Origin of the sequence: Actinokineospora sp. (assembly GCF_050699995.1) — a bacterium.
Lineage (GTDB): Bacteria > Actinomycetota > Actinomycetes > Mycobacteriales > Pseudonocardiaceae > Actinokineospora.
On the sequence record NZ_JBOHGC010000191.1, the window covers coordinates 1 to 26,185 of the forward strand.

Annotated in this window: 32 protein-coding genes and 1 pseudogene; 11 read left to right on the forward strand and 22 right to left on the reverse strand. The window is 69.3% G+C overall.

The window, feature by feature from the left end; genetic code table 11:
- A partial coding sequence (locus ACRDSQ_RS10375; protein WP_431420669.1) for a helix-turn-helix domain-containing protein occupies window positions 1-114 on the reverse strand: 114 nt, incomplete at its 3' end.
- A 133-nt stretch (window positions 115-247) separates the two neighbouring features.
- Between ACRDSQ_RS10375 and ACRDSQ_RS10380 the strand changes: the two genes are divergently transcribed.
- The 4 genes from ACRDSQ_RS10380 (at window position 248) to ACRDSQ_RS10395 (ending at window position 3,949) form a co-directional block, all read left to right on the forward strand.
- Window positions 248-2,557 (forward strand): ATP-binding protein, encoded by a 2,310-nt coding sequence (locus tag ACRDSQ_RS10380; protein WP_431420639.1) that lies wholly within the window; start codon window positions 248-250, stop codon window positions 2,555-2,557.
- 341 nt (window positions 2,558-2,898) lie between these two features.
- On the forward strand, window positions 2,899-3,288 hold the full coding sequence (locus ACRDSQ_RS10385; RefSeq protein ID WP_431420640.1) for an HAD hydrolase-like protein: 390 nt from the start codon (window positions 2,899-2,901) through the stop codon (window positions 3,286-3,288).
- 8 nt (window positions 3,289-3,296) lie between these two features.
- On the forward strand, window positions 3,297-3,722 hold the full coding sequence (locus ACRDSQ_RS10390; RefSeq protein WP_431420641.1) for a DUF6292 family protein: 426 nt from the start codon (window positions 3,297-3,299) through the stop codon (window positions 3,720-3,722).
- Window positions 3,723-3,733: 11 nt separating this feature from the next.
- Window positions 3,734-3,949, forward strand: coding sequence for a hypothetical protein (locus tag ACRDSQ_RS10395; protein WP_431420670.1), 216 nt, complete (start codon window positions 3,734-3,736; stop codon window positions 3,947-3,949).
- A 264-nt stretch (window positions 3,950-4,213) separates the two neighbouring features.
- Here the strand turns inward: ACRDSQ_RS10395 and ACRDSQ_RS10400 are convergent.
- The 14 genes and pseudogenes from ACRDSQ_RS10400 to ACRDSQ_RS10465 all read right to left on the reverse strand — a co-directional run.
- Window positions 4,214-4,261 (reverse strand): annotated as a pseudogene (locus tag ACRDSQ_RS10400) (hypothetical protein); the annotation flags it as partial.
- Between the two features lie 85 nt (window positions 4,262-4,346).
- A complete protein-coding gene (locus ACRDSQ_RS10405) occupies window positions 4,347-4,487 on the reverse strand; it encodes a hypothetical protein (protein WP_431420642.1) in 141 nt (46 codons plus the stop codon).
- Between the two features lie 52 nt (window positions 4,488-4,539).
- Window positions 4,540-4,686 (reverse strand): hypothetical protein, encoded by a 147-nt coding sequence (locus tag ACRDSQ_RS10410; RefSeq protein WP_431420643.1) that lies wholly within the window; start codon window positions 4,684-4,686, stop codon window positions 4,540-4,542.
- Window positions 4,687-4,761: 75 nt separating this feature from the next.
- The gene (locus tag ACRDSQ_RS10415) at window positions 4,762-4,947 is read right to left on the reverse strand and encodes an RGCVC family protein (RefSeq protein ID WP_431420644.1); all 186 of its coding nucleotides are present in this window, start codon (window positions 4,945-4,947) and stop codon (window positions 4,762-4,764) included.
- Window positions 4,948-5,046: 99 nt separating this feature from the next.
- Window positions 5,047-5,316 (reverse strand): hypothetical protein, encoded by a 270-nt coding sequence (locus ACRDSQ_RS10420; protein WP_431420645.1) that lies wholly within the window; start codon window positions 5,314-5,316, stop codon window positions 5,047-5,049.
- 118 nt (window positions 5,317-5,434) lie between these two features.
- Window positions 5,435-6,097, reverse strand: coding sequence for a potassium channel family protein (locus ACRDSQ_RS10425; RefSeq protein ID WP_431420646.1), 663 nt, complete (start codon window positions 6,095-6,097; stop codon window positions 5,435-5,437).
- Entirely contained in the window at window positions 6,087-7,457 is a 1,371-nt protein-coding gene (locus ACRDSQ_RS10430; protein ID WP_431420647.1) for a TrkH family potassium uptake protein, read from the reverse strand. Before ACRDSQ_RS10430 ends, ACRDSQ_RS10425 begins: the two co-directional genes overlap by 11 nt.
- A gap of 27 nt (window positions 7,458-7,484) precedes the next feature.
- Window positions 7,485-8,783 carry an ArsB/NhaD family transporter gene (locus ACRDSQ_RS10435; protein WP_431420648.1) on the reverse strand — a complete coding sequence of 433 codons (1,299 nt, stop codon included), beginning with the start codon at window positions 8,781-8,783 and terminating at the stop codon, window positions 7,485-7,487.
- Window positions 8,780-9,250 carry a CBS domain-containing protein gene (locus ACRDSQ_RS10440; RefSeq protein WP_431420649.1) on the reverse strand — a complete coding sequence of 157 codons (471 nt, stop codon included), beginning with the start codon at window positions 9,248-9,250 and terminating at the stop codon, window positions 8,780-8,782. The genes ACRDSQ_RS10435 and ACRDSQ_RS10440 overlap by 4 nt, the downstream gene beginning before the upstream one ends.
- Window positions 9,251-9,435: 185 nt before the next feature.
- On the reverse strand, window positions 9,436-10,662 hold the full coding sequence (locus ACRDSQ_RS10445) for a cation:proton antiporter (RefSeq protein WP_431420650.1): 1,227 nt from the start codon (window positions 10,660-10,662) through the stop codon (window positions 9,436-9,438).
- A gap of 121 nt (window positions 10,663-10,783) precedes the next feature.
- Complete coding sequence (locus ACRDSQ_RS10450; protein WP_431420651.1) at window positions 10,784-10,891, reverse strand: LuxR C-terminal-related transcriptional regulator; 108 nt, start codon at window positions 10,889-10,891, stop codon at window positions 10,784-10,786.
- Window positions 10,892-11,061: 170 nt separating this feature from the next.
- Window positions 11,062-11,886: an ATP-binding protein gene (locus tag ACRDSQ_RS10455; protein ID WP_431420652.1), complete on the reverse strand. Its 825-nt coding sequence runs from the start codon at window positions 11,884-11,886 to the stop codon at window positions 11,062-11,064.
- Entirely contained in the window at window positions 11,874-12,092 is a 219-nt protein-coding gene (locus ACRDSQ_RS10460; RefSeq protein WP_431420653.1) for a hypothetical protein, read from the reverse strand. Before ACRDSQ_RS10460 ends, ACRDSQ_RS10455 begins: the two co-directional genes overlap by 13 nt.
- Window positions 12,093-12,241: 149 nt before the next feature.
- Window positions 12,242-12,457: a hypothetical protein gene (locus ACRDSQ_RS10465; RefSeq protein ID WP_431420654.1), complete on the reverse strand. Its 216-nt coding sequence runs from the start codon at window positions 12,455-12,457 to the stop codon at window positions 12,242-12,244.
- Window positions 12,458-12,545: 88 nt separating this feature from the next.
- Between ACRDSQ_RS10465 and ACRDSQ_RS10470 the strand changes: the two genes are divergently transcribed.
- From ACRDSQ_RS10470 to ACRDSQ_RS10480, 3 genes are read left to right on the forward strand one after another with little or no spacing between them, the layout of a single operon-like run.
- The gene (locus ACRDSQ_RS10470) at window positions 12,546-12,848 is read left to right on the forward strand and encodes a YbaB/EbfC family nucleoid-associated protein (RefSeq protein ID WP_431420655.1); all 303 of its coding nucleotides are present in this window, start codon (window positions 12,546-12,548) and stop codon (window positions 12,846-12,848) included.
- Between the two features lie 12 nt (window positions 12,849-12,860).
- Window positions 12,861-13,184, forward strand: coding sequence for a hypothetical protein (locus tag ACRDSQ_RS10475; protein ID WP_431420656.1), 324 nt, complete (start codon window positions 12,861-12,863; stop codon window positions 13,182-13,184).
- The gene (locus tag ACRDSQ_RS10480) at window positions 13,181-13,825 is read left to right on the forward strand and encodes a hypothetical protein (RefSeq protein ID WP_431420657.1); all 645 of its coding nucleotides are present in this window, start codon (window positions 13,181-13,183) and stop codon (window positions 13,823-13,825) included. Before ACRDSQ_RS10475 ends, ACRDSQ_RS10480 begins: the two co-directional genes overlap by 4 nt.
- Before the next feature lie 86 nt (window positions 13,826-13,911).
- Here ACRDSQ_RS10480 and ACRDSQ_RS10485 read toward each other — a convergent pair whose 3' ends face one another.
- Both ACRDSQ_RS10485 and ACRDSQ_RS10490 read right to left on the reverse strand, forming a co-directional pair.
- Window positions 13,912-14,622, reverse strand: coding sequence for a spermidine synthase (locus ACRDSQ_RS10485; protein WP_431420658.1), 711 nt, complete (start codon window positions 14,620-14,622; stop codon window positions 13,912-13,914).
- Window positions 14,623-14,660: 38 nt separating this feature from the next.
- Complete coding sequence (locus tag ACRDSQ_RS10490) at window positions 14,661-15,290, reverse strand: TetR/AcrR family transcriptional regulator (protein ID WP_431420659.1); 630 nt, start codon at window positions 15,288-15,290, stop codon at window positions 14,661-14,663.
- Between the two features lie 106 nt (window positions 15,291-15,396).
- Here ACRDSQ_RS10490 and ACRDSQ_RS10495 point away from each other — a divergent pair, with 106 nt between their 5' ends.
- Complete coding sequence (locus ACRDSQ_RS10495) at window positions 15,397-16,614, forward strand: lipase family protein (RefSeq protein WP_431420660.1); 1,218 nt, start codon at window positions 15,397-15,399, stop codon at window positions 16,612-16,614.
- 89 nt (window positions 16,615-16,703) lie between these two features.
- Window positions 16,704-18,353, forward strand: coding sequence for an AMP-dependent synthetase/ligase (locus tag ACRDSQ_RS10500; protein WP_431420661.1), 1,650 nt, complete (start codon window positions 16,704-16,706; stop codon window positions 18,351-18,353).
- Between the two features lie 8 nt (window positions 18,354-18,361).
- Here the strand turns inward: ACRDSQ_RS10500 and ACRDSQ_RS10505 are convergent, their stop codons facing one another.
- Window positions 18,362-18,586, reverse strand: coding sequence for a hypothetical protein (locus ACRDSQ_RS10505; protein WP_431420662.1), 225 nt, complete (start codon window positions 18,584-18,586; stop codon window positions 18,362-18,364).
- On the opposite strand from ACRDSQ_RS10505, the gene ACRDSQ_RS10510 reads away from it, so the two are divergent.
- Window positions 18,573-18,893 carry a hypothetical protein gene (locus tag ACRDSQ_RS10510; RefSeq protein WP_431420663.1) on the forward strand — a complete coding sequence of 107 codons (321 nt, stop codon included), beginning with the start codon at window positions 18,573-18,575 and terminating at the stop codon, window positions 18,891-18,893. The two genes, ACRDSQ_RS10505 and ACRDSQ_RS10510, sit on opposite strands and share 14 nt — an antisense overlap.
- Before the next feature lie 67 nt (window positions 18,894-18,960).
- On the opposite strand, the gene ACRDSQ_RS10515 is transcribed toward ACRDSQ_RS10510, so the two are convergent.
- The 4 genes from ACRDSQ_RS10515 to ACRDSQ_RS10530 are packed head-to-tail and all read right to left on the reverse strand — an operon-like array spanning window position 18,961 to window position 23,034.
- Entirely contained in the window at window positions 18,961-19,875 is a 915-nt protein-coding gene (locus ACRDSQ_RS10515; RefSeq protein WP_431420664.1) for a carbohydrate ABC transporter permease, read from the reverse strand.
- Window positions 19,875-20,894, reverse strand: a complete 1,020-nt coding sequence (locus tag ACRDSQ_RS10520) for an ABC transporter ATP-binding protein (protein WP_431420665.1) — start codon at window positions 20,892-20,894, stop codon at window positions 19,875-19,877. The genes ACRDSQ_RS10515 and ACRDSQ_RS10520 overlap by 1 nt, the downstream gene beginning before the upstream one ends.
- Window positions 20,891-22,228: an ABC transporter substrate-binding protein gene (locus tag ACRDSQ_RS10525; protein ID WP_431420666.1), complete on the reverse strand. Its 1,338-nt coding sequence runs from the start codon at window positions 22,226-22,228 to the stop codon at window positions 20,891-20,893. Before ACRDSQ_RS10525 ends, ACRDSQ_RS10520 begins: the two co-directional genes overlap by 4 nt.
- Window positions 22,225-23,034: a carbohydrate ABC transporter permease gene (locus tag ACRDSQ_RS10530; protein ID WP_431420667.1), complete on the reverse strand. Its 810-nt coding sequence runs from the start codon at window positions 23,032-23,034 to the stop codon at window positions 22,225-22,227. Before ACRDSQ_RS10530 ends, ACRDSQ_RS10525 begins: the two co-directional genes overlap by 4 nt.
- 247 nt (window positions 23,035-23,281) lie before the next feature.
- Here ACRDSQ_RS10530 and ACRDSQ_RS10535 point away from each other — a divergent pair, with 247 nt between their 5' ends.
- The gene (locus ACRDSQ_RS10535; protein ID WP_431420668.1) at window positions 23,282-26,167 is read left to right on the forward strand and encodes a proprotein convertase P-domain-containing protein; all 2,886 of its coding nucleotides are present in this window, start codon (window positions 23,282-23,284) and stop codon (window positions 26,165-26,167) included.
- Window positions 26,168-26,185 lie beyond the last annotated feature (18 nt).

Sequence of the window (26,185 nt, forward strand, 5' to 3'; positions counted from 1 at the left end):
ACTCCAGTGCGCGTGCTGCTCAACGGCAAGGTTCCACACGAACCGGGCATGCCCGCAGTGCTCCAGCAACGCCTGCTCCTGGGCGGGGGTCGGTTGGAGACGGAACTGGGACATGCCGATCAACCTATCGACCACCACTGACAGAATCGGGGAGTCCGGTGAGTGCGGGCAGGCCCCGCCAGGATGGGGCCGTCGCGGTCCCGATTCTTCCCCGGGATGCACGCCGGAGCATCATCGGGAGATCCTGGTGAGCGTGACGAACGCGGCTGTCCAGCGGTTGCCGGGACCCCGGTTGCCCGCGGAGATCACAACCTACGTCGGACGCGGCACAGAGATCCGCGAAGTCAAACGGCTGCTCGGAGTCGCCCCTCTGGTGACACTCACCGGTCCGGGCGGGGTGGGGAAGACGAGGCTGGCGCTGCGGGTGGCCGCCGCGGTCCGGCCGTCGTTCGGCGACGACGTCGTCTTCGTCGGCCTCGCCGAGCTGCACGAGCCGAAACTGCTGGTCAACACGGTCGTAGACCGGCTTGGCTTGGGTGACCGCTCGACCAGGGCGCCGATCGACCTGGTCGTCGACCACCTCCGGGCGCGCAGGCTGCTGCTGGTGCTGGACAACTGCGAGCACCTGGTCGAGGCGAGCGCGCGGCTGGTCGAGGCCATCCTCACCTCGTGCCCGGACGTCGTGGTCCTGGCGACCAGCCGCCAGTCCCTCGGGGTCGCGGGCGAGCACGTGCTGCCGGTGCAGCCGCTGGCGGTGCCCGAGCCGGGCGAGTCCATCGCGGCGATGGAGAACTACGACGCGGTCCGGCTGTTCCTCGACCGTGCGACCGCCGTCGTCCCGTCGTTCACCATCACCGAGGACGACGTCGAGGACGTGATCCGGCTCTGCCGGGCGCTCGACGGCCTGCCGCTGGCCATCGAACTCGCCGCGGTCCGGCTGCGCTCGCTGTCGGCCCGCCAGCTCGCCGACCGGCTCAACAAGCGCTTCACCCTGCTCACCCAGGCCAACCGGTCCGCGCCGAGCAGGCACGAGACCCTGGCGACCCTGATCGACTGGAGCCACCAGCTCTGCACCGAGCAGGAACGCCTGCTGTGGGCGCGGGCGGCGGTGTTCTCCGGCGGCTTCGACCTCGAGGCGGCCGAGACGGCGTGCTGCGGCGACGGCCTGGACCGCGACGACCTGCTCGACGTCCTCGACGGCCTGATCGACAAGTCCATCCTGCTGCGCGAGGAGCACCACGGGCAGGTCCGGTTCCGCATGCTGGAGACGGTCCGGCAGTACGGCGAGGACCGGCTGCGCGCGAACGGTGACCTCGACCGGATGCGCCGCCGCCACCGCGACTGGTGCACCGGACTGACCGAGCAGTTCTCGGTCGACTGGTTCAGCCCCGCCCAGCTCGACTGGATCGACCGGATCGACTTCGAGCACGCCAACCTGCGGCAGGCGCTGAACTACTGCATCGGCAACGCGGACGAGGCCGTCGTCGGGTTGCGCATGGCGACCGACGTCAAGGAGTACTGGGTCATGCGCGGCCTGCTGACCGAGGGCCGTATGTGGTGCGCCCGGCTGATCGGCGTCGCGCCCGGCGACACCGAGCCGCGCGCCGCGGCCGGCTGGGTCGACGCGTTCCTCGCTCTCATCCAGGGCGACATCCCCGCCTACGAGGCCTCCCTGGCCGAGGCGGCCGAGGTCGCCGACCGGATCGGTGACGAGAGCGCCCGCGCCTACGTCGACCACATCCACGCCTACCACGCGCTGATGGGCAACGACGGCGAGCGCGCCGCGGAGCTGTTCCACCGAGCCAGCACCGCGTTCCAGGAGATGGGCGACCTCAGCGGCGAGCTGTGGTCGAAGTTCAACTACGGCCTCGCCGTCAGCCTGACCGGCGACCTGGACACCGGCCGCACGGTCATGCGCGACTGCGTGGAGCGCTACACGGAGTTGGGCGAGGTGTCCTGGCGGTGCTGGGCGCTGTGGTCGCTCAGTGCCGCGGAGTACCTGGCGGGGGAGTACGGGCCCGCGCTGGAAGCCGGTCTCGCCGTGCTGCGGCTGCAGCGGCGCTACGGCGACCGCGCGGTCATGGCGTTCGCCCTGACCGTGCTCGCCGGGTGTGCCACGCACCTGGGCGAACTGCGCCGCGCCGCGCGGCTGCTGGGCGCGGCGACCACGGTGTGGCAGTCGGTCAGCGCGTCGCCGACGAACTACGCGACGTTCGTCGAGCCGATGCAGCGCGACATCATCGTGGTCACCGAGGGCCTGGGGCCGGAGGCGGCGGCCGCGGAATTCACCACGGGCGCCAACCTTCCCACGGACACGGCGATCTCCTACGCCCTGCGCGAGGACGTCTCCCGGCTGGCGCCCGAGACCCCCGAGGCTCCGCTGACCAAGCGCGAGATGGAAGTCGCCGAACTCGTCGCGAAGGGCATGACCAACCGGGAGATCGCCAAGTCCCTGGTCATCTCGCTGCGCACGGCGGAGACCCACATCGACCACATCCGGACGAAACTGGGCTTCAGCAACCGCACCCAGATCGCCGCCTGGGTGGCGGGCCGCTAAGGCGCCAAGCGCAGCGGGCTCATCGGGGTGCGCGGCCTGACCAGGGTGGCGGGGGGCTCCGGCACCGGCAGGGACTGAACGGCCTGCGGCGTGGTGGCAGGTGATGCCCACGACCACGCCTCCGTGCGCCAGGGTGATCGCGATCGCCTTGCCGATGCCGGAGTCGGCTCCGGTCACCACGGCACGCAGCGGCGCGCCGCGTCGGTCCTGGGGGGAATGGAGCGGTGGTGGTCATGACGAGGCCCTTCCCGCGTCGGCTGTACCTCGCGGTGGCCCATGGTGAGCGCTGGGAAAACACCCTTCACGGGTTTGCTCGGCCCCTACCTGGGCATACGATCGCCATGACAGCCGAACGGGTGCGAGCGGTGCTGTTCGACCGCGACGGCACGCTCGTGCGGGATGCGCCGTATAACGGCGACCCCGACCGCGTGGAGCTGATGCCGACAGCACTGGAAGCGGTGGATGAAGTGCGGCTGCACGGGCTGCCCGCTCCGGGAATGGTCTTGGCCGCGTGCCGCGAGCTGGGTGTCACCCCGGCGGAGACGGTGGGCATCGGCGACATCGGGCCCGACCTGGCGTCGGCCGCCGCCGCGGGTGCCCGTGTGGTGCTCGTGCCGACCCCGCTGACCCGGCCCGAGGAGGTCGCCGCCGCGCCCGCCGTCGCCCCGGACCTGCTCACGGCGGTCCGGCGGGTGCCGGCCATGGCCGGGGCAGTGAGGCAAGGAGGGTGACAGTTTCGATGAAGATCAACGAGCGCCCGGATGGCGACCGGATCGCCCAGGCGTCGCTGGAGGGGTACTTCGCCGCAGTCTGCGCCGAGGTCGGCATCTCCCCGAAGTCGGGGTGGTGCGCGGTCGAGCGGCCCTCGAACGCCTACCTGGCCGTCGACCAGCACGACCCCACGCACCCGGACCGCGACCTGGCGCTGGTGTGGGACGAGGAGAACGGGTGGGCGGCGGTCGCCGAGACCAACGCCGCCCACGACATCCAGGTGCTGCGCTACCTCGGCGGGCAGGTGGTGCCTGAGCCGCGCGTCGTCGGCGCTTTCCTCAACGACGTCGCCGCGGGCCGCCAGTGCGGCCGGCCGGACCCACCCCGGCTGCGGTCCTGTGTCGCTGAGGACGACCTGCCCAGCCAACTTGTCCGCTATCTCGGCCGCGAGTGAGGGAGGAAACCATGACCGAACCACGTTCCGAGCAGCAGGAAGGCCTGGACCAGGACGGCGTCGCCGAGGCCGTCCGCGACGAGAGCTTCGTGTCCGCCACCGACCCTGACGGCGAAGGCCTGCCCGGCGACTTGGTCGACACCGAGTCCACCGAGATCGCCCGCGACACGGGCTCCCAGCGCCCGAGCGGACCGGAAGACCGCGCGATGCACCTCGAAGAGGGCTGATCCCTCGAACGTGTCGTTTCGGCGGGCCGTGGCCGGGTAGCCACAGTTGTGGATCACACAGTCGCACCCGTGCTGGAAGCCCTGGACGCCTACCGCAGGCGGGGACACCTGTCCTTCCTCCCACCCGGCCACAAACAGGGCCGCGAGTGCGCCCACGAGCGCGCAGACCGTGTCCCACGGCGCGTCGAACTCGTCACCCTGGGTGCCGAGGTGGGCCTGGCCCGATTCGCGGATCAGCAGTTCGCGGAGCACGACGGCGGCCGTGGCGCCTTGGGCGACGTGGCCGATGCGGTCGTAGTGGTTGCGGCTCATGTGGTGCGCGCCGAGCGCGATCAGCGGGGCCGAGACCGTGAGGACGCGGTAGGAGAGCGGCGTGAGCGGGAACCGTGAGTACGTCCTACACGAGGATGGGCACGGCGACGGCGACGGGCGCCACTTCGAGCAGCCACGTCCCGTAGGGCCGGGCCGCGACGGCCGAGGCCGCGACGGCCACGACGGCGACGGATAACAGGACCACCGGCTCGCGCGTGGGCGTCATCTCATCCGGGTTACCCCGCTCGGGCGGGGCTGGAGCATGACTGGCAGGGGCGTCAGTTCGACGAGTCGTCGCTGGGCGTCGCCGCGGGGGCGGTGGGCTCGCGGAACAGGTGTTCGTACGCGGCGGGGCGGAGGGCGGCCTTGTCGCCGCTGTCCTCGGTGGGCTCGTTGATGGGGTGGCTGAACAAATCATTTGTCATGGTGACTGTGAATGTCCTTTCGAACGGTTGGTCTGGCGGAAGCGGGGGAATCAGTTCTCCCGCCACCGGCAATAATCAGTTCTTGTTCGCGCCCGGACAGACGCATCCGCGGCTGTAGGAGCCCGCGGCCGTCGCCTTGCAGTACCGGGCGGAGATCTGGTCGTGCGCGCTCCACTCGTGGCTGCACGCCGGACAGGCCGCCGAGGGAAGGCTATCGGCCGATGCCTCGGAATTTGTCACGCGGGTGTCGATCGTGGGCATATTTCTCCCGTCAGTTCTTGATACACACCGGGAGACGTGCGAATAGTTCGCGCCATAAGCACCGTAGCACGTTGTCAAGGTCGGTGGAGCGAATAGGACCTACGCCGCTGTGGTCCGGGGCTCGGCCGCCAGCGCGCCCAGGCCGGCGGCGGTGAGTTCGGCACGCACCCGCTCGGTGACCGACCCGAGCCGCGCCTGCCGGACCAGGCCCTGGTGGAACAGGGAGTGCGCGGTGGGCTGGTCGCAGCAGTTGAGCCCGTCGACGAACATGTCCGGCTCGGACCCGCAGGTCATGTCGACCCGGCCCGCGCGCACGGCCCGCAGCAGGGCCGCCGCACGGTGGCTCAGGGTGATCGTCGGCTCCGACATGGCGGGCCCTCTTCCGGCTCGATCCGCTGGACTGGCTTGCTGACCAGCGTGAACGCGCGACGGAACAATGGCGTCGGGGGGATTACCTACCTCGGTACGTAGCTTTGGGTGTAGGTACTCACGTCAGTTCGGCGACCTGCTCCACGTTGGGCGTGCGCCCGGCGACGATGAGCACATCGCCCTTGTGCACGACGGTCTCGGCGGTCGCGTAGGTGAAGTCCTCGCCGGGCCGCTTGACGCCGACCACGGTGACGTCGTATTTCGCCCGCAGCTTGCTCTCACCCAGCGGCAGTCCGATGGCCTCCGCGGGCGCGGCGGTCTTGACCATCGCGTAGTCGTCCTCGAACTCGATGTAGTCAAGCATCCGGCCGGTGACCAGGTGGGCCACGCGCTCACCCATCTCGTGCTCGGGGAGCACGACATGGTGGGCGCCGATCCGCTGCAGGATCTGCCCGTGCTGGCGGCTGATGGCCTTGGCCCAGATGTTCGGGATCTCGAACTCGACCAGCAGCGACGTCGTCAGGATGCTGGCCTCCAGGTCGGTGCCGATCCCCACCACGGCCCGGCGGAACTCGTCGACGCCAAGCTGTCGCAGGACGTCCTCGTCGGTGGTGTCGGCGACGACGGCGTGGGTCAGCTCGTTGGAGAGCCGCTGGACCGTGCGCGGGTCGGAGTCGATGCCGAGCACCTCGGTGCCCCGCTTGATCAGGGTCATGGCGAGCGACGTGCCGAAGCGGCCCAGGCCGATGACGACGACGCGCTGTGCCTTCTTATCCGACAATCGGACGCTCCTCGGGGAGTTCGTAGCGCCGCGCGCGTTCGCGCAGCGCGAGTGCCGAGGCCAGGGTGATCGGCCCCAGCCTGCCCATGAACATCAGCACCACCAGGACCACCTGCCCCGCGACCGGCAGCTGCGCGGTGATGCCGGTGGACATGCCGACGGTCGCGAACGCCGAGGTGGCCTCGAACAGCACGTCGTCGAGCCGGAACTGCGTGATCGACAGCAGCACGATCGTGCCCGCCATGACCGCGCCGACGCCGAGCAGCGCGACGGTCAGCGCCTGCCGCTGGACCTCGCCCGCCAGCTTGCGGCCCATGATGTGCACGGTCGGCTCACCGCGGATCTCGGCGAGCATGACCCAGCCCAGCAGCGCGAAGGTGGTGACCTTGATGCCGCCCGCGGTGCCCGCGCTGCCGCCGCCGATGAACATCAGCACGTCGTTGAGCAGCAGGGTCGAGGGGTGCACCTGGGCCATGTCGACGCTGTTGAAGCCCGCGGTGCGCGGCTGGACCGAGTGGAAGAAGCCGATCAGCACCTTGTCGAATCCGCCGACCGGACCGAGGGTGGCCGGGTTGCGCCACTCGAAGACCAGGAACGCGATCGCGCCGAGGAACAGCAGTCCGAAGTAGACCGGAATGGTGATCTTGGTGTGCAGCGACCACCGCCTGCCGCGCCGGTTGCGCCTGCGCGCCAGTTCGAGCAGCACCGGAAAGCCCAGGCCGCCGATGATCGTGGCGAGCATGAGCGGCACGCAGATGAACGGGTCGGTCGCGAACCTGACGATGCTGTCGGGGTAGAGCGCGAACCCGGCGTTGTTGAACGCCGACACCGCGTGGAAGACCCCGTGGTAGACGGCTTGGCCGAACGACTTGTCGTACCCGGTGGCGAACCGGGCGATGAGGAACACCGCGATGATGGCCTCGACCAGCAGGCTGGTGATGATGACCCCGAGGAGCACCTTGCGGACCTCGCCCAAACCCAGTGCCTTGGTCTCGGCCTGTGCGGTCATCTGCAGGCGCAGGCCGATCCGGCGCGACACCAGCAGGATGAGCAGCGAGGCCAGGGTCATGATCCCGAAGCCGCCGACCTGGATCAGACCGAGGATGACGACCTCGCCGAAGGTGGACCAGTGGCCCGCGGTGTCCACCACGACCAACCCGGTCACGCAGACCGCGGACACCGCCGTGAACAAGGCGGTGAACGGCTCGGTCGCCGATCCGGACGCCGAGGCGATGGGCAGGGTGAGCAGGAAGGTCCCGAGGAGCGTCGCGGCGCCGAAAGCCAGGGCGACCGCCCTCGCGGGGTGACGCAGGAGCGCGATTCCGCGCCGTCGCGTCTCCGCGATCAGTGGAGCACTCACCTATGCCCTCATGTCACTCGTTCGGACTCAAACGAGGACAAAGTAGCGCAGCCACAGGTACGGCGCGGCCAACACGACCGACAGGGTGGCGACGATGATGCCGTACCGGGTGAACTGCCAGAAGCTGATCGGCGTGCCGTTGCGGGCCGCCAGTCCGAGCATGACGACGTTCGCGCTCGCCCCGACAGCCGTCGCGTTGCCGCCGAGGTCGGCGCCCAGGGCCAGTGACCACCACAGCGACTCCGCCTGCGGTGTGCCGCCCTGGGCGGCGACGAGGTCGCTGACGATCGGGGACATCGTCGCCACATACGGGATGTTGTCGACGATGGCCGACAGCACGGCCGAGATGCCCAGCAGCGCCATCACCGCGAGCAGGGGCTCGTCGCCGACGCCGTCGGCCAGCGCCTGCGAGACCTGGCCGATCACACCGGTCTTCACCAGGGCGCCGACCATGATGAACAGGCCCATGAAGAAGACCAGCGTCTCCCACTCGACGTCGGCGATCGCCTGCTCGGTGGTGATCTTCGAGATCAGCACCAGCACACCCGCGCCAAGCAGTGCCACGACGGAGGGCTCGACGTGCAGCGCGCTGTGCAGCACGAATCCCACCAGCACCAGGGCCAGCACGACCATGCTCTGCCAGAGCAGCGTCTTGTCGCGGATCGCGTCGCGCTCGTTGAGCGCCATGACCTCGGCGACGCGCTTCTCGTCGTAGGAGAACGCGCTGCGGAACATCCACCGGCAGACCAGCACGAACACGGCCATCATCACGACCACGAACGGCGCCAGGTGGATCAGGAAGTCGTTGAACGTGAGGCCGGAGCGGCTGGCGATGATGATGTTGGGCGGGTCGCCGATCAGGGTCGCGGTGCCGCCGATGTTGGACGCGAGGACCTCGGCGATCAGGAACGGGATCGGGTTGAGCCCGAGCCGGTCGCACACCAGGAACGTCACCGGTGCGATCAGCAGCACGGTGGTGACGTTGTCCAGCGCCGCCGAGGCGACCGCGGTGATCACCACGAACAGGACCATCACCGCGAACGGCTTGCCCTTGGCCCGTTTGGCCGCGGCGATGGCGAGGAACTCGAAGAGCCCGGTCTGTTTGATCACCCCGACGATGATCATCATGCCGAGCAGCAGGAACACCACGTTCCAGTCGACGCCCGCGTCGAGGGAGTGGAACGCCGTCTCGCCGTTGGTCAGGCCGAGCGCCAGCATCAGCGCGGCGCCGCCGAGCGCGGCCGCGACCCGGTGGACCCGTTCGGTGGCGATCAGGATGTAGGCGCCGACGAAGACGGCGATGGAGAGGATCTGGCTGACGCTCATTCGCTGGGCCCCGGGTTTGTCTTGAGGATGACGTCGAGCAGGTGCGATGTGGTGACCACGCCGTGGATCGTGTCGCCGTCGGCGACGAGCAGCAGGGGACTGTGCAGCCGGGCCATCATCGCCGCGCACTCCATGACCGTGGCGTCGCCGGAGACCAGGGGCAGTTCGTAGCGCTTGTCCTTGGGCGGCAACACTTCTTTGACCGTCCGCCCGGCCAGCTTGCCGACGCACGCCTCCGCGCCGCCGCGCTCGTCGTAGACCCGGGCCAGTGACGGGTCCTCCTGGACGTAGCCGGGGACGATGAACCGCAGCACCTGCGACCCGGGCAGCACGGTGACCGGGTGGTTGTCGGCGTCGACCACGACCACGCCCGGCCTGCGCTGCTCGGCGATCAGTTCGGCGGCGGCCAGGGCGCTGTCGGTCAGCTGGACCAGCGGGTATTCCTCGGCAAGATCACGTGCGCGCATCTCGGCCACCTTCGACGTCGTGGGCTGTGACCGTCGCCACAGCGGGCTAGCATGAGTTTCGGCGGGACCCACCAGCGAGCCAGGAGCGTCGCCCATGTCCGGACTGACGGGAACCATCCTCATCATCGCGGTGTTCCTGGTGGGTGTGCTCGCCGTGCGCATGGTCGGGCGGCACTGAGCGCGGGTCACGGCTGTGACGGTTCGTCGGGGTCGAGCCGGGTCGCGGACTTGGAATGCCCGGTCGGCAGGTTGTCCGGCGGTTCCAGTTGGAGCAGCTTGGCCACCGGCACGTCCGTAGAGGAGTGCAGCACGATCGACAGCGCGATGGTGATGGCGACCAGGTCGAAGACGTGGTCGCCCTGCGGTATCCCCGCCTGCAGCGCGAGTAGCCCGTAGACCACCGACGCGAATCCCTTGGGCCCGAACCAGGCCGCCGCCGAGCGTTCCCGCGCGGGCAGCGGCGTGCGCAGCAGCGACAGCATCATCGACGCGGGCCGCACCAGCAGGATGGCCAGGACCGCGACGGCCCAGTCGCCCACGCTCAGGTGGGAGATCCGCTCGGGCGTGATCAGCGCCCCGAACACCAGCAGCGCGGCGAACTTCGTCGTCTCCGACAGCAGGTCGCCGAAGTGCTCGAAGTGCTCGGCGGCCATCCGGTCCATGGTCGCGAGCGTGGAGCCGGCGGCGAACGCGGCCAGGTACGGGTTCGCGTGGGTGAGGTGGCAGGACGCGTAGAGGATGACCGCGATCGCCAGCGGCCCCAGCGCCTGCAGGCGTGGTTCGGCGGTGAGGATCTTGGTCCGCCAAGCCAGCGCGATCACGGCCGGGATGACGATGCCCAGGGCCAGCCCGCCGACCAGTTCGAGCGCGACCTCGCCCAGGTGCGCCTCCCGGTTCGCCGCGGTCGCCAGGAAGATCAGCACGAACGGCAGGGCCAGGCCGTCGTTGAGCCCGGACTCCACGTTGAGCAGCCTGCGCAGCCGCAGCGGCACGTCCTGGCGGCCGACGATCGCCGAGGCGAACACCGGGTCGGTGGGGGACAGGATGGCGCCGAGGAGGAGGGCGGTGGTCCAGTCGAGTCCGGCGAGGTAGTGGGCCGGGACCGCGATGCCGATCATGGTCAGCGGCATGGCCAGTCCGAGTGCGCGCCCGGAAAGCCGCCAGCCTTCCTTGAGGTCGGGCAGACCGGCGCGCTGGCCGTCGGTGAAGAGCACGGTGAACAGCGCGAGATCGGCGAGGCCGGTGACGAACAGGCCGTCGGACGGGATGTCGACCAGGCCCAGACCGCCTTGGCCGATCACCGCGCCCGCGACCAGGAACATCAGGGCGGTGGACAGAATCGTCCGCGCGGCGAGTCCCGAGAGGGACACGCTGACCAGCAGGACAAGTCCGAAGACCAGAACAAGCGCCATGGAACCCCCAGTCGCCACCGAACAGCCCACCCCCCGTGAGGTGGGCGTGCCGACCAGACTTCCCGGCGCTCCGGGCGTCAAGATGCCGTAAACGGGCGTCCGGCGCAAATGCCGCCGCGGTTCAGCGGTCGCGGCGCGCGACCCAGGCGGCGATCTCCGAGCGGTTGTGGAAGCCCAGCCTGGTCCGGATGGCATCCACATGGGACTCGACGGTGCGCTGGGAGATCACCAGGCGCTCGGCGATCTCCTTGCTGGTCAGGCCTTCGGCGATCAGCTTCGCGATCTCCGCCTAGCGCTTGGTGAGCCCGGAGTCGGGCTCAGCGGGTGGCGCCGGGTCCATCCAGACCCGGAGCTCGGTGAACAAGCCGCTGACCGACCAGAAGCCGATGATCTTGGCGATCATCCGCACGCCTGCCGCGGACTCGCCGGGCGCGGTGAAGCGGAGTCCAGCGCCACCCGGATGTTCGGGTACTCCCGGCGCAGGGCCGCCATCAGCGGCACCTGGTCCGGGCCGATCCACGTGCGCTCGAACCGGTCGGCCAGACCGGCGTACCAGTCGCGGTGCCGCTCGCTCACCCGCTGCCGGTCGGCTGCCTCGTCCAAGCGGTCCAGGCCGTACTCGCGCAGGGTCTCCAGCATCCGGTAGCGGACCTCGCCGCCCTGCTCCTCGCGCACGAGGATGGACTTGTCCAGCAACCCGTCCACCAGGTTCAGCACGTCGTCGGTGCCGACTCCCACGCCGCCGCAGACATGTTCGGTCGCGGCCAGGCCGAACGAGCCGGAGAACACCGAGGCGCGGGCCCACATCAACTGCTCCGGGGCCGAACACAGCCCGTAGCTCCAGTCGATCGTCGCCCGCAGCGTCTGCTGCCTGCGCGGGGCCGTGCGCCTGCCCTTGGTCAACAGCGCGAGCCGGTCGGTGAGGCGCTCGGTCAGCTGTCGCACCGACAGCGACCGCACCCGCACCGCGGCGAGCTCGATCGCCAGCGGCAGCCCTTCGAGGTCCTGGCAGAGCCGGGCCACGTCGGCGAAGTTGTCGTCGGTCACCTCGAACTTCGGCAACACCGAACGCGCCCGGTCGACGAAGAGCCGCAGCGAGTCGTATTTCATCAGGTCACCCGGCGAGCGAACGTCGTCGGCGACCGGGGTCGCCAGCGGCGGCACGGGAAGGACCTGCTCGCCGGACACGCCGATGGACTGCCTGCTGGTGATCAGGATCGACACGTGCTCGCACTCTCGCAGAACCGCGGGCACGCCTCGACCAAGTGCTCACAGTTGTCGAGCAGCAACAACATCCGCCGGTCCCGCAGATGCTCGACCACCACGTCGGTCGACGAGCGGCCGGACTGGTCGCGCAGCCCCAGCGCGTCGGCCACCATGTCCGGCAGCAGCTCCGCGTCGCGCAGCTCAGCCAGCCGGACGAACACCACATCGCCGGCGAAGAGCCCGGCTCGCGCCCGCGCCGTCGGTCGATGCCGCCATCCGTGCTCCCCAGATCATCTACCAGCAAGAACGCTTCGATGGGTGTCGGTCGAGAGTAACGCCGGCGCGCCCGGTGCGGCGGTTTTCAGCCACACTCTCAACGGCGCGGCGCCGGGAGGTCGAAGGAGTCGACCAGCCAGGTTCGGGGCAGCTCGGGCTCGTCCTCGCGGATCACGCGTGGACGGGCTGCGGCGACGGCGGGGGCGTTCATGGTCGCCCGCACCCACTTCGGTTCGACCGACGGCGACGGCGGGCGGGGCGGCGGATCGCCCGCGCGAGCCCGCACCCAGTAGCCGTTCGCCGAGGTGTTCACAAAATCCAGAATACGTCAGGCAGGATGGAACCCCGTGCGGATGATCTCCGTCGGAACTGACAGAACCGCGAAACCGATCTGGGGACTGATGAGTGAACTGCCCTCGCTGGAGGAGATGGCCGCGAAGGCCGAACGACTCGACCAGGCCAGGTTGGCGCTCAAACGGGATCTAGCCGAGCGGGTGGTGTTCGGTCGGGACGCGGGCGAGTTGGTCGAGGTCGGGGTGGACACGTCGGCGAACGTGGTCGAGGTCGCGGTGAACGCCTCACTGGTGGGTCGGGTCGACCCGGCGGTGCTGGCGAACGCGGTGTTGCAGGCCGCGGGCGCCGCCCAGCGCAACGCCCGCGCGCTGGTGGCCGAGCGGCGTTCGTACTACTTGGGAACGAAGTAGAAGGGGGAAGTGGTGACTGGAACAGGATTCGGGGCCGACACGGAGGGAATGCGCGGCTCCGCCAAGGGGTTCCGGCGGGCGGGCGACCACGTGGGGGCCGCAAGGGGCGAGTTGGACGCGGCCACGGTGCCCGCGGGCACGTTCGGCATCTCCGGGCCGGGGCTGACGCTGGCGGCCGACCTGGACAACATCACGGCCAGGCGCCGTGAACGCGTCGGGCAGCGCCAGACCGGTCTCGTGGAACTCGCCGACGGCATCGACGCCAACGCCGCCGAGTTCGACCGCGCGGAGTCGGGGAACGCACAGGACGTCAACCGGTCAGGGGAGGCTCTGTGAGCCACCCGGCGATCCAGCAGGCGATCCAAGGCTGCGGCAGGCTGGCCGAGGCGGCGGCCGACATCGGCGCACCGGACCCGGTCGACGCGATCCGCCAGATCGACTACGAGCCGGAGGCGATCACCGCCTATGTCGGGCAGATCGACAAAGCGGTGCAGCGGATCGACAAGGCGATCGAGGAACACACGGCTGCCCAGTCCCAGCACGCCGAGAGTTCCTCTGGCGACTCTTCGGACGCGGCCCAGCAGCGCGCCGACAACGAGTTGGCTGAGCTTCAGGCGGAGAAGCAGCGGCTGCTGATCCTGTCGGACAAGGTGCGGGGAATCAGCGAGTACATGGACAAGCTGGCGTATGAGTCGGGTGGGCGGATCCTGGAGATCGCGCAGAGCAGTGACCCGGCTGTCTCGGTTGTGCTGGACAGCGGGTTCTGGTCGGACGTGACTGGCGAGAGCGCCGCCGCTGAGGAAACCGTTCATCGTGCGGTGAGTGCGATCATCGCTATCTGCAAGGCGTTCCAGACGCAGGTCGAGGCGATGCGGAATGACCTGAACGCGACGATGGCCGCCGCTGAGGGTGCTTCAGGCGTGGGTTCCGCGGGTTCGACTGGTTCTGGTGGGGTTGGTGGCAGGCCCGGCGGGTGAGCGTGCTGCCGGATGAGATCTCCGGGATGCCACACGGACATCCCGGAGATCTCATCCAGGCGTTGGGTTCGGCCCCTCGCGCTGGGCTATGTGAGCGTCGTCGCGATGTAGACGGTCGCGGTGGCTTCCCGGTCCTGCAGCGGGTTTGCGAAGATTACGATCTCCGGTTTCACCTGCGCGAAACTCTGTTGTAGTGCCGCCACATACTCATCGTCCGGAGGGTCGTTCGACCATAGTCCGAACACGCCGCCTGGCCGTAGCATGGCCGCCAGTCTTCGCGTTCCCTGTGGCTCATAGAAATCGGCGTTGCTTGGGTGCAGCAGGTGCCTTGGCGAGTGATCTATGTCGACGATGATCGCGTCGAATGTCCGGTCCAAAGCGGACCCTTGCGGTGAGCGGGCCATCGCGAAGAAATCGCCGTGTACCAAGGTGCACCGGGGGTCGGCGGTCAGGGCCTTGCCAGCGGGGATGAGCCCTTGTTCATGCCACTCGATCACCTCGCCGAGGGCGTCGATCACCGCCAGCGACCGTACGCATGGGTCCTCCAGCACCGTCAACGCCGTGTAGCCGAGGCCCAGGCCGCCCACGGCCACGTCGAAGTCCGTTCCGCTGAGCTCCGCGAGCGCGTGTCGGGCGACTTCCTCCTCGGCGACGGTGAACAGGCTCGACATCAGGAACTCGTCGTTCAGTTTGATCTCGAAGACGTCCTTTTCGAACGTTCGGTCCCATCGCCTGCGCAGCGTGATTTCGCCTAGCGGCGTCTGGCGCCAGTCCAGTTCCTCGAAGTTCTTACCCACGGGTTGACCTCATCCGGGCAGGGTACGGCCCGTCGGCGTCACACCGGTCGGGTGATGGCGGCGAGCATCAGGCCCCTGATCTCGGTGGCGATCTCGTCGGCCGCCAACGGTGGGGTGTGGGCCTGCCATTCGCGGAGGAGTCCGGTGATCGCGCCGACCAAGGCGATGGCGGTGAGGCGGTAGTCCCGGTCGGGGGCGACGCCCTGCTCGGCCGCGTGGCGGGCCTCGGCTTCGATGAATGTGGCCCAGTGGGCCAGCCATTCCCGGTGCTGGCGCTCCATGTCCACGCTGACACCGACCGCCTCGACGTAGGCCAGCCGGGGGAGTCGCGGGTCTGAGGTGACGCTCGCGACGAAGGTGTCCAGCAGCGTGGAGACGCGGGTGACCACGTCGGCGTCGGCGATGGTGTCGATTACGACGGTCACGCGGCGCAGGGCTTCGGCATTGATCCGGCGGTGCAAAGCGAGCAGTAGCTGCTCCTTGGCCTGGAATTCCTCGTAGAAGTTTCGGGTGGACACCCCGGCGGTGGTGCACAAGTCGATGATCTTGGTTTGCTGATAGCCGCGCGCGGTGAACAGTTCCAGGGCGGCCAGCAGCAGGCGCTCGCGGCGCTCGGCTTTGCGCTGCCCGCCCGCAACACCTCCGTAGGCACGTTTGGTCCGGGTCATGTGGACTCCCGTTCATCCGGCCGACACAAAGTGGTAATCGAGGTTGTCACTGTACGCGGCCGGTTCTAGATTCCGGAAATCAAGCTTTTCACTTTCCGGAGGCATCATGGCCCGCCGCACAGCCCTGATCTCATCCCTCGCCGCGCTGGCGCTGTTGGCGGGCGGTGTCGCCCCCGCCGTGTACGCCGCCGAGGAGCTGCCGGTCCCGTCGCAGGACCCCTTCTACACCGCCCCCGACCCGCTTCCGGCGGGTGCGCCGGGTGACGTGATCCGCAGCCGGAAGGTCGACTGGCACCCCGAGCCGTTCCGCATCCTCCCGGCGCCGGTGCGGGCCTACCAGGTGCTGCACCGTTCGACGTCGGCCACCGGCACGCCGAACGCCGTGTCGGCCACCGTGCTGGTGCCGCCCACCGCCTGGACCGGCACCGGGCCGCGCCCGCTGATCGCCTACGCCATGGGCACGCAGGGCATGGCCGACGAGTGCGCGCCCTCCTATCACCTGCGTGCGGGCACCGAGGTCGAGATCGCGTTCCTGGCGCAGGCGCTGTTCAAGGGCTGGGCGGTCGCGGTCACCGACTACGAAGGCCTCGGCACGCCGGGCACCCACACCTACGCCGTCGGCCAGTCCGAGGGGCGCGCGCTGCTCGACACCGCCCGGGCCGCGACCCGGCTGCCGGAGGCGCAGCTGTCCCCGAACGCCCCGATCGGCGCCTTCGGCTACTCGCAGGGCGGTCAGGCGGCGGCGTGGGCAGGCGAACTGCAGGCCACCTATGCCCCTGAGCTGAACCTGGTCGGGATCGCCGAAGGCGGCGTGCCGTCGGACCTCAACGAGGTCGCCGCGTTCAACAACGGCGGGCCGGGCTCCGGTCTGGTCGTCGCCGCGGCCATCGGGTACTCGACCGCCTACCCCGAACTGCCCTTCGCCGAGCACCTCAACCAGCGCGGCAAGGACGTCACGGAGAAGGTGCGCAACTCGTGTGTCGCACAGCTGGCGCTCGCCGCGCCGTTCACCCGGCTCAACGAGCTCACCACGACGCCCGACCTCATCAACCACCCGGCGTGGCAGGCCCGGCTGGTCGAGAACAAGCTCGGCACGGTGCGGCCCGCCGCGCCGGTGTACCTCTACCACGGCACGGTCGACGAGCTCATTCCCTACGCGGGCGCCAAGAAGCTGCGTGATCGCTACTGCGCGGTGGGCGCGGATCTGCAGTGGACGGCGATCCCACTGGCGGGCCACATTGTCGCGATCTCGGTGTGGGGAACCAACGCTCTCAACTGGCTGGGCGACCGGTTCGGTGGCAAGGCCACCCAGTCGTCCTGCTAGTTCCCGGGGGCGGGGCCGTGGTGGTGGGCGTGCTGGGCGTCCACCACTGCGGTCGCCTTCGTCCACATCAGACTCGAAGGAGCGAACGCATGCCGGACACCGATACCCGTCCCGCCACCCTCGCCGGGCTCGCCGAGTGGGCTGGGGCTGCCTATGGGCCGCTGCCCGCGCTGAGATACCGAGCGGCGGGCCAGTGGGTCGAGCGGACCTACGCCGAACTGGCCGAGGAGGTCCGCGCGGTCGCCGCCGGGCTGGCCGCCGAAGGGGTGGTCAAGGGCGACCGGGTCGCCCTTCTCGCCGAGACGCGTCCCGAGTGGACGGTGTGCGACCTGGCGATCGCGTCGCTCGGCGCGGTGTCGGTCCCGGTGTACCCCACCAACTCCGCCGAGGAGTGCGCCTGGGTCATCGGTGACTCCGGTGCCACGACGGTGATCTGCGAACAGGCCGAGCACCTCGACCGCATCGACGCCGTGCGTGACCGGCTGCCGCTGCTGCGCACCGTCATCGTCGTCGACGTCGTCGAACGACCCGGCGTGTCCACTTTGGACGACGTGATCGCGCGGGGCTCGTCAGCCGGCGGCGTCGAGGTGGACCCGGACACGGCCAACACCATCGTCTACACGTCCGGCACCACCGGCCCGCCGAAGGGCTGCGTGCTCACCCACCGCAACTGGCGGGCGTCCCTCGACGCGATCGAGCAGCGGACCACGCTCAGCGAAGGCGACACGATCTACCTGTACCTTCCGCTGGCGCACCTGTTCGCCAGGATGGTCCAGCTCACCACCTTCGAATGCGGCGCCACCCTCGTGTACTTCGGCGGCGACATCAGCGCGGTGGTGGCCGAGCTGATGGAGGTCCAGCCCACGCACCTGCCGTCGGTGCCGCGCCTGTTCGAGAAGGCCTACGGCATGGTCCGCGCCGAGATCGAGCGGTCCGGCACCACCACCGAACAGGCCCAGCAACTGGTGCGCTCCGCCCTCGGCGGGCGCATCCGCGAAGCCCTCACCGGCGCGGCGCCGATCGCTCGTGAGATCCTGGAGTTCTTCGCGGGCAGCGGAATCCCGATCTACGAGGCGTACGGCATGACCGAGTCGACCGCCCTGATCTCCGCGAACTCGCCGGGCGAGGTCCGCTACGGCAGCGTCGGCAAGCCCCTGCCCGGCGTCACCGTCCGCATCGCCGACGACGGCGAAGTCCTGGTCGCGGGCGACAACGTTTTCCCCGGCTACCACCACAACCCCGAGGCCACCGCCCAAACCCTCATCGACGGCTGGCTCCACACCGGCGACCTCGGCCGCGTCGACGACGACGGCTACCTGTTCATCACCGGCCGCAAGAAGGACATCATCATCACCGCTGGCGGCAAGAACCTGACCCCGGCGAACCTGGAGAACGACCTGCGCCAGTCCCGCTGGGTCGCGAACGCGGTCATGATCGGCGACCGCAGGCCCTACCCAGTCGCCCTCATCACCCTCGACCCGGACGAAACCGCCCGCTGGGCGACAGAGAACGCCATCGACGGCGACCCGGCGACCCACCCCGCGATGCGCCGGATCATCGAGGAACTCCTGGCCGCCGCCAACGAGAACTACGCCCCACCGGAACGAATCCGCGACTTCGCCATCCTCCCGGCCGACTTCTCCGTGGCCACCGGGGAACTCACCCCCACCCTCAAGATCCGCCGCGCGGTCATCCAGGAGCACCACAAGGACATCATCGACCAGCTCTACCGCAAGTAGCCGCCGAATCACCACTCGGTGTCGTACTGCGGTTCCTTCCCCATCGCAGTTCCGACAAGTTCGAGAAGTGCCGCTTCACGGGCCTTCAGCGTTTCCCAGAGGTCGGACAGCGTGCGGTAGTCGTCCCTGTCGGAGGCGCGCACCATGACGCCCTGTTGGCTGAGCAGGTACGGGCCTGCGAACGTGACCAGTTCCTTGCGCTCGTGGGTGATCGAGTACGTGGCCACCACCATGCCGACCGTGCCGCGCGCCGGTCTGCTCGCAGTCGCCGGTCTTGTTGACGTTGTCCAATGTCGCGGACATGGTGATGTGGCCGCGTTCGGGCGGGTCGCCCGGAATCGGCACCAGCACGTGGTAACCGTCCTTCCAGGTGCCCCCTTCGCCGTCCGCGAAGTCGACCGGCAGGTCTCTCGTGTTCTGCCAGATCGCATACAGCACCCGGTTCCGCCGATCGCCGCGATCACGATGGCGCCGATCACCGACAGCTTCCGCCATGGGATGGCGCCTTTGCCTTTGAGCGGGATCGTGGACACGGCATAGAAGATCCATAATCGGCCATGGGTCACGAACGGTCATCGAGCCACCGCGCGGAGTCGTTACGGGGTGATCACCAGTCGTATCGCGAGCGATATCGCCGGATCAGCCGCCACTGCAGGAGCACCGCGATCCCGGTGCACACCAGCATGACCAGGGTCGCCGCCGCGGCGTAGCCGTAGCGCAGGTACTCGAAGGCGTTGCGGTAGACGAAGAGCGGCAGGTAGGTGGTCGCATACGGCGGTGGTCCGCCGTCGGTCACCACCAGCGCGGGGACGAACGAGAACTGGAAGCTCAGGATCGTGTCGCGCAGTAGGAGCAGCCCGAGGACCGGCGCCATCAGCGGCAGCGTGACCCGGCGAAACACCTGGAAGCCTGTCGCACCCTCGATCGCGGCGAGTTCGTACACGTGCGGCGGCAGCGCCCGGCGCGTGATCAGCAGGACGACGAACGTCTCGCCGATGGTGAACAGGCTCATGAGCACGATCCCGGCGCGGGCGTCGGCCGGGTCGGTCAGCCAGTTCGGGATCGAGTCGGGCTCGGCGAAGAGCCGCAGCAGCTGGTTCACCGGCCCATACATCGGATTGAGCAGCCACAGCCACAGCAGGCCGTAGGCGACCTCGGGCACCGCGGACGGCAAGGTGGCCGTGGTCCGGGCCGTGCCGACCCCCGGCGCGCGCCGGTGCAGCAGCAGCGCCAGCCCGAGGGCGATCAGTAACCGCAGCGGGACCGCGACGGCGGCGAAACCCAACGAGTTGCGCAGGGCCTCATGGAACGCCGTGCTCTGCGCGAGTTCGACGAAGTTGGCGAACCCGACCCACCGCACGGTCTCGATCAGGTCATAGTCCGCGAACGCCAACGCGAACGTGACCAGCGCGGGCCCGATTACCAGCACCGCCAACCCGATCAGGAACGGCGCGAGCATGAGCCCGAGTTGCACTTTGCGGGACCGCAGGAATGCGGCACGGGTTGCGGGGACGGACCGCATCAGCCGACCCGGCTGCCGTCGGCGTCGAACACATGCAGGTCGGCGTCGTCCGCGCGGGCGACCACCTGTGCCCCGATCTCCGGCCGCGTGGTCGCGGGAACCCTGGCCACAAGCGCGTGGTTGTCCACCCGCAGCCGCACCCAGGCGTCCTCGCCGATCACCTCAGCGCCGGTGACCGTCGCAGCCAACCCGTCGCCCGACGCCCCGAGCCGCAGCGACTCGGGGCGGACACCGACCTGCTGCCCGGCACTGGTTTCGCGGCCAGGGACCCGCCACGGGCCGTCCCCGGGCAGGAAGTTCATCGCGGGCGACCCGACGAACCCGGCGACGAACGCCGTCGCGGGCCGCCGCCAGATCTCGTCCGGGGTGCCGACCTGCTCGATCCGGCCATCGCGCAGCACCGCGATCCGGTCGCCGATGGCCAGCGCCTCGGTCTGGTCGTGGGTCACATGCACCATGGTCGCGCCGACCCGGTCGTGCAGCGCCCGCAGCTCCGTCCGGGTCCGCACCCGCAGTTCGGCGTCCAAATTGGACAGTGGCTCGTCCAGCAGGAACAGGGCGGGCTCGCGGACCAGGGCCCGGGCCAGCGCGACCCGTTGCCGCTCCCCGCCGGAGAGCCGCTCGGGCCGCCGGTCGAGCACCTTTTCGCAGCCCACCATCGCCGCGGCGGCTTCGGTGCGTCGCCGCACCTCGCGCTTGCCCATGCCGCGCACCTGGAGCCCGAATCCGATGTTGTCGGCCACGCTCAGGTGCGGGAACAGCGCGAACGCCTGGAACACCATCGACACGTCCCGCAGGCCAGGGCTCAGCGCCGTCACGTCCCGCCCGTCGATCCGCACCTCGCCCTGCGACACGGGGTGCAGCCCGGCGATCACTCGAAGCAGGGTGGACTTGCCCGCGCCGGACGAGCCGAGCAGAACCAGTAACTCGCCCTTTGGCACCGTCAGTTCGATGCCGCGCAACACCTCGGCCTTGCCGTGCGCGGCGTGGACTCCGACCAGCTCCAGCCCGGCTGTCATCTGCCGCGCTCGAACAGCGACCGGGTCTGCTCGTCGAGCTGACGGGCGACCTCTCGGGGCTGGTGGCCGTAGTACAGGGCGTTCTCCAGGATGCCGTTGGCGACATCCTCGATCTCCGGCCAGGTCGACACCGCGGGCGTGGCGCGGATCGCCGGGATCGAGTCGAGGAACACCTGCGCGCTGCGCGGCGGCTTCGTCGGGTCGATGAACGCGGGCGAGCGGGACACCTCGACGGAGGACGGAACAGTGCGCCCGGTCTCGGCCATGATCGAGGCGCCCTCCTTGCCCAGCGCGAACTCCACGAACCGCCACGCGCCCGCCTTGTTCGCCGACCCCTTGGTCACGCAGTAGGCGTCGCTGTGCAGGACGGTGGCCTGCGTCCGGTACGCGGGCAGCGGCGCGACGTCCCACTCGAAGCCGGTGATCTTGCGGAACGTGGTGGTGGAGCGGCGCGACGACATCAGCATGCCGAGACCGCCCGCGGCGAACCGTGCCTCGTCGTCCTGGCTTTCCACTTCTTGATCTGTCGGAACCACACCGTGTTTGCCGCGCAAATCGATGAATTCCGACAATGCCTCGATCGCGGGCTCGTCGAATGCGAATCGAGTCGGTCGTTTCTCGTCGTCCACCAAGGTGCCGCCATTGGACCAGATGAACGGGGCCAGTCGGATGATTTCCGGCGAAAGGCCCAGGCCATAGGAAACGGGCGGTGGGCCGGTCGGCACGGGTGTGCCCGGTGTGGCATCGGGGTCCGCGCCCTTGACGACGTCCCCGTTGGCGTCGCGGGTGAGCGCGGCCGCGGTCGCCACCATGTCGTGCCAGCCCCAGCCCGCCTTCGGCTCGGCGACGCCGTGCTTCGCGAACAGCGCCTTGTTGTAGTACACGACCAGGCTGGACATGTTCTGCGGCATGCAGAGCTGCTTGCCGTCGACCTGGAACGCCGACAGGGCCTGAGGGTAGAAGTCCCGGGCGTGGATCGCGGTCGAGCGCGCCAGCAGGTCGTGCGCCGGTTCGATGGCGTTGCGCTTCGCGAACTGGCCGTAGAAGCGGTAGTTCATCAGGAACAGATCCGGTGGCTTGCCACCCGCGATCGACGTCGACAGTCGGGTGATCAGGTCCTTGCGGTCGCTCGCCTCGATCAGCCGCAGGTCCGCACCGGGCACCGCCTTCTCGTACGCCGCCTCAAGCTTGCGGTACGCGGCGAGTTCGTGCGGGTCGCCGAACACCAGCAGGCTCACCGCGCCCGCCGGACCGGTGTCGCCCGTGCTCGACGCGCACCCGGTCGCCACCAGCGCCGCGGCCGTAAGGCAGGCCAGGGTCCGAACCAACCTCATGATCTGTCCTTCCTGAGTCGCAAACCTCGTTGCGCGACAGCGAAAACAAGCAAGGCGGGGGCGGTGGCCAACACCGCGCCCGCGAGAAAAACGGGGAAGTCGCTCGGGTCGAGCGTGGCCAGCGACCGCAGCGCCAGCGGCAGCGTGAAGGTGTCGCGCTCGTAGAGGAACACCAGCGGGTCGAGGAAGTTCGACCAGGTGAGCACGAACGTCAGCGCGGCCACCCCGGCGGTCACCGGGCGCACCAGCGGCATCCCGACCCGCCACCACACCCGCAGCGGCGACATGTCCTCCAGCCTGCACGCGTCGTACAGCTCGCCCGGGATCGCTCGGAACGCCAGGTAGTAAACCAGCGGGTACAGCGGGGAAGTGGCGATCAGGGCAGGCGCGACCAGCGGTGCCAGGGTGCCGGTCAGGTCCAGCACGCGGAACAGCGCGAACCGGGGGACCAGCAGCGAGATCGCCGGAACCATCAACGCCACCAGCGACAACGCGATCACCGGCCGCGCCATCCGCGGCGACACCTGGCTCAGCGCGAACCCGGCGGTAGCCGCCACCAGCACGCTCAGTGGCACCGCGACCACGCACACCAGCACCGAGTTCAGCGTCGCCCGGACCAAGCCGCCCAGTTCGGAGGCTTGCGGGTATCCCTTGGTGGACAGCGGATCCGGCACCAGGTCCGGGGTCAGCGGCGGCGGCCCGCCCGGCTCGTGCAGCGACCCCGACAGCAGCAGGACCAGCGACGCGCCGAACACCAGGGTCACCGCGACCGCGCCGAGCGTGCGGCCGACTGACCTGGTGTCCATCGCCGATGCCGCTCCTGACAACGAAAAGAAGGACGCGGCGCGTCCGTGGCCGGTGGAACGGTGACACACGATCGGCGTTAACACAATGGAAGACCGGCAATAAACAGAGTGCCGGATTGGTCGGTTTGGTCCTATCCAACTTCGCCCCGCTTGCCTCAGCATGACGCCCGGCGTCTCTGCAACGCCGTATCGCGAGGGAAGGGCGTCGATGAAGCGGTCCAGGAGTGCACTCGCTCTCTTAATGGGAATGGGAATAATTGTGTTGCCCGCCGCGGCCACGCCGAACGAGTCGGACCGGGTGATCGGCGTGATGGCGGTCGAGGCGGACGCCGCCGGACCCGCGGGCGCGGACGAGTGGTTCGCCCGGCAGCGGCTGTTCCCGGACCCCACGGTCGACCTGGCAAGCAACCTTTCGCGCGCGCGTGGGCACGCGAAGAACCTTCAAGCAGGCCATGAGCGCGGCGCCCTGCAAGCCGCCGCGTCGTGGCAGTCGCTCGGCCCCGGCCTCGGCGGCCGGATCTCCGACATCGCGCCTGATCCCACGCGGGCGAACACGATCTACGCGGGCGCCGCGTCCGGCGGCCTGTGGAAGAGCACCGACGGCGGCGTGAGCTTCGCCTATTCCTGGGGACGCGACCTGCCCCAGGGTGTCGGCGCGGTGGCCGTGGCCCCCAACGGCACGATCTACGTCGGCACCGGCGAGGGCAACCCGGGGTCGGCGTCGTACTCCTTCCCCGGCAACGGGATCTACAAGTCGACCGACGCGGGCGCCACCTGGACCGCACTCGGCCTGACCGGCACCGACCGCATCGGCCGCATCGCGGTCGACCCGAACAACTCCAACCGCGTCTTCGTCGCGGCGGCAGGCAAGCTCTACCAGCCTGGCGGCGAACGCGGCGTCTACCGCACCACCGACGGCGGCGCGACCTGGACGCAGGTGCTCGCGGGGGCCAACACGACCACCGGCGCCATCGACGTCTCGATCAACCCGGCCGACTCCAACGCGATCTACACCGCGATGTGGGACCACACCCGCACCCCCGCGGGCCGGGTCTACGGCGGCACCGGGTCCGGCATCCACCGCTCCACCGACGGTGGCGCCACCTGGACCCGCCTCGCGGGCGGGCTTCCCGCGTCGAGCAGCAACCTGGGCCGGATGGGCGTCGCTGTCGCCAAGAGCGACCCGAACCGGATGTACGTCATCGCCGCGGACACCCCCGGCAATTTCCTCGGCTTCTGGACCTCCACCGACCGCGGCGTCACCTGGACGAAGATCACCAGCACGTCGTCGCTGAGCAGCTCGCAGTCGAGCTACGGCTGGTGGTTCGGCCGGATCTTCGTCGATCCCGCCGCGTCGCAGCACATCTGGGTCCCGGGTGTGCCGATGTTGGAGTCCTCCAACGCGGGCGGCAGCTGGACCAGCAACGGCTCGTCGTTCCACGTCGACCAGCACTCGGTCGCGTTCGACCCGTCGGTGACCGGCAAGGTCTACATCGGCAACGACGGCGGCATCTACCGCTCCACCCAGAACGGCTCGCTCGGCGGCACCTGGACCAAGAGCCAGAACCTGTCGAACATGCAGTTCTACTCGATCGGTGTCTCCCAGCAGGACCCCACCAGGATCAACGGCGGCTTGCAGGACAACGGATCCGTGCGCTCGTGGGCGGGCTGGGGCGAGTACTACGGCGGTGACGGCCTGGCGAACCTGATCGACCCGACCAACCACCTCAAGGTCTACGCCTGCTCCCAGAACGGCAACTGCGGCCGGTCCACCAACGGCGGCAACTCGATGTCGTCGTTCGGTCCGACCACGTCGAGCCGCCGCAACTGGCTGACCCCGGTCGCGCTCGACCCGACCAACCCGGCGATCGTGTACTACGCCGGTGACCGGGTGAACCGCTCGACCAACTCGGCGGCGAACTTCACCGTCATCAGCCCGACCCTGACCACCACGACGTGGGGCACGGTCAGTGCGCTCGGCGTGTCCAAGTCCGACGCCAGGGTGATCTACGCGGGCACCGACGACGGCAAGCTGTGGGTCACCCGCAACACCGGCACGACGTGGACCGACATCACCGCGGGCCTGCCCACCAGGTACGTCACCCGGGTGACCGTCGACCCGACCGACGCCAACCTCGCCTACGTCGCACTTTCCAGCTACCGCAACGGCTCCAGCGTCGCGCAGCTGTTCAAGACGACCGACGGCGGTGCGAACTACACGCCGATCTCCGGCAACCTGCCCGACGCCCCGGTGAACGACATCGTCCTCGACCCGCAGAACCGCAACATCCTCTACGTGGGAACCGACGTCGGCGCCTTCACCTCGACCAACGGCGGCGCGAACTGGGCGCCGATCGGCACCGACCTTCCGCTGGTGCCGGTGACGGACCTGGAGACCTCGGTGTCCTCGGGCCAGACGGTGCTGACGGCGGCCACCTACGGCCTCGGCATCTACCAGATCCGACCGGCGGGCACCCCGAGCAACGACTTCTCGCTCTCGGCGTCCCCGGCCACCGCCACGGTGAACCAGGGCTCGTCGGCCACCACCACGGTCAGCACCGCGGTGGTCTCCGGCACGGCGGAATCGGTGACGCTCACCGCCACCGGCCTCCCGCCGGGCGCCACGGCGTCCTTCAGCCCGGCGTCGGTCACCGCGGGCGGTTCGTCCACCGCGACGATCGCCACGTCGGCGTCCACCCCGGTGGGCACCTACGCGGTGACCATCACCGGAGCGGCGAACTCCGCCACCCGCAACACCACGTTCACCTTGACGGTGAACACCGTCGGCGGCGGCTGCACGAACACCAACGGCACCGATGTGACCATCCCGGACAACACCACGGTGAACTCGACGATCGCGATGTCCGGCTGCACCGGCAACGCGTCAGCGACGTCCACAGTGGAGGTCCACATTCGACACACCTACATCGGTGACCTTGTGGTGTCGCTGATCGCGCCGGACGGCACCGCGTACGTCCTGCACAACCGCACCGGAAGCGGCACGGACAACATCGACAAGACGTACTCCGTGAACCTGTCGAACGAGGTCCGCAACGGCACCTGGACCTTGCGGGTCCAGGACGCGGCCACGGTAGACACCGGCGTCCTGGACACCTGGACGCTGACCCTGTAATTTGGCGCCGCCTTCGGC

Coding starts and splice junctions, on each gene's coding strand:
- ACRDSQ_RS10515 (WP_431420664.1), bottom strand. CDS start 19,875: ATGCGGTCCGTCCCCGCAACCCGTGCCGCATTCCTGCGGTCCCGCAAA.
- ACRDSQ_RS10535 (WP_431420668.1), top strand. CDS start 23,282: ATGGGAATAATTGTGTTGCCCGCCGCGGCCACGCCGAACGAGTCGGAC.
- ACRDSQ_RS10525 (WP_431420666.1), bottom strand. CDS start 22,228: ATGAGGTTGGTTCGGACCCTGGCCTGCCTTACGGCCGCGGCGCTGGTG.
- ACRDSQ_RS10405 (WP_431420642.1), bottom strand. CDS start 4,487: ATGACGCCCACGCGCGAGCCGGTGGTCCTGTTATCCGTCGCCGTCGTG.
- ACRDSQ_RS10435 (WP_431420648.1), bottom strand. CDS start 8,783: ATGAGCGTCAGCCAGATCCTCTCCATCGCCGTCTTCGTCGGCGCCTAC.
- ACRDSQ_RS10470 (WP_431420655.1), top strand. CDS start 12,546: ATGAGTGAACTGCCCTCGCTGGAGGAGATGGCCGCGAAGGCCGAACGA.
- ACRDSQ_RS10505 (WP_431420662.1), bottom strand. CDS start 18,586: ATGGTGGTGGCCACGTACTCGATCACCCACGAGCGCAAGGAACTGGTC.
- ACRDSQ_RS10390 (WP_431420641.1), top strand. CDS start 3,297: ATGAAGATCAACGAGCGCCCGGATGGCGACCGGATCGCCCAGGCGTCG.
- ACRDSQ_RS10410 (WP_431420643.1), bottom strand. CDS start 4,686: ATGACAAATGATTTGTTCAGCCACCCCATCAACGAGCCCACCGAGGAC.
- ACRDSQ_RS10440 (WP_431420649.1), bottom strand. CDS start 9,250: ATGCGCGCACGTGATCTTGCCGAGGAATACCCGCTGGTCCAGCTGACC.
- ACRDSQ_RS10395 (WP_431420670.1), top strand. CDS start 3,734: ATGACCGAACCACGTTCCGAGCAGCAGGAAGGCCTGGACCAGGACGGC.
- ACRDSQ_RS10420 (WP_431420645.1), bottom strand. CDS start 5,316: ATGTCGGAGCCGACGATCACCCTGAGCCACCGTGCGGCGGCCCTGCTG.
- ACRDSQ_RS10385 (WP_431420640.1), top strand. CDS start 2,899: ATGACAGCCGAACGGGTGCGAGCGGTGCTGTTCGACCGCGACGGCACG.
- ACRDSQ_RS10445 (WP_431420650.1), bottom strand. CDS start 10,662: ATGGCGCTTGTTCTGGTCTTCGGACTTGTCCTGCTGGTCAGCGTGTCC.
- ACRDSQ_RS10490 (WP_431420659.1), bottom strand. CDS start 15,290: ATGACCCGGACCAAACGTGCCTACGGAGGTGTTGCGGGCGGGCAGCGC.
- ACRDSQ_RS10520 (WP_431420665.1), bottom strand. CDS start 20,894: ATGACAGCCGGGCTGGAGCTGGTCGGAGTCCACGCCGCGCACGGCAAG.
- ACRDSQ_RS10415 (WP_431420644.1), bottom strand. CDS start 4,947: ATGCCCACGATCGACACCCGCGTGACAAATTCCGAGGCATCGGCCGAT.
- ACRDSQ_RS10495 (WP_431420660.1), top strand. CDS start 15,397: ATGGCCCGCCGCACAGCCCTGATCTCATCCCTCGCCGCGCTGGCGCTG.
- ACRDSQ_RS10500 (WP_431420661.1), top strand. CDS start 16,704: ATGCCGGACACCGATACCCGTCCCGCCACCCTCGCCGGGCTCGCCGAG.
- ACRDSQ_RS10530 (WP_431420667.1), bottom strand. CDS start 23,034: ATGGACACCAGGTCAGTCGGCCGCACGCTCGGCGCGGTCGCGGTGACC.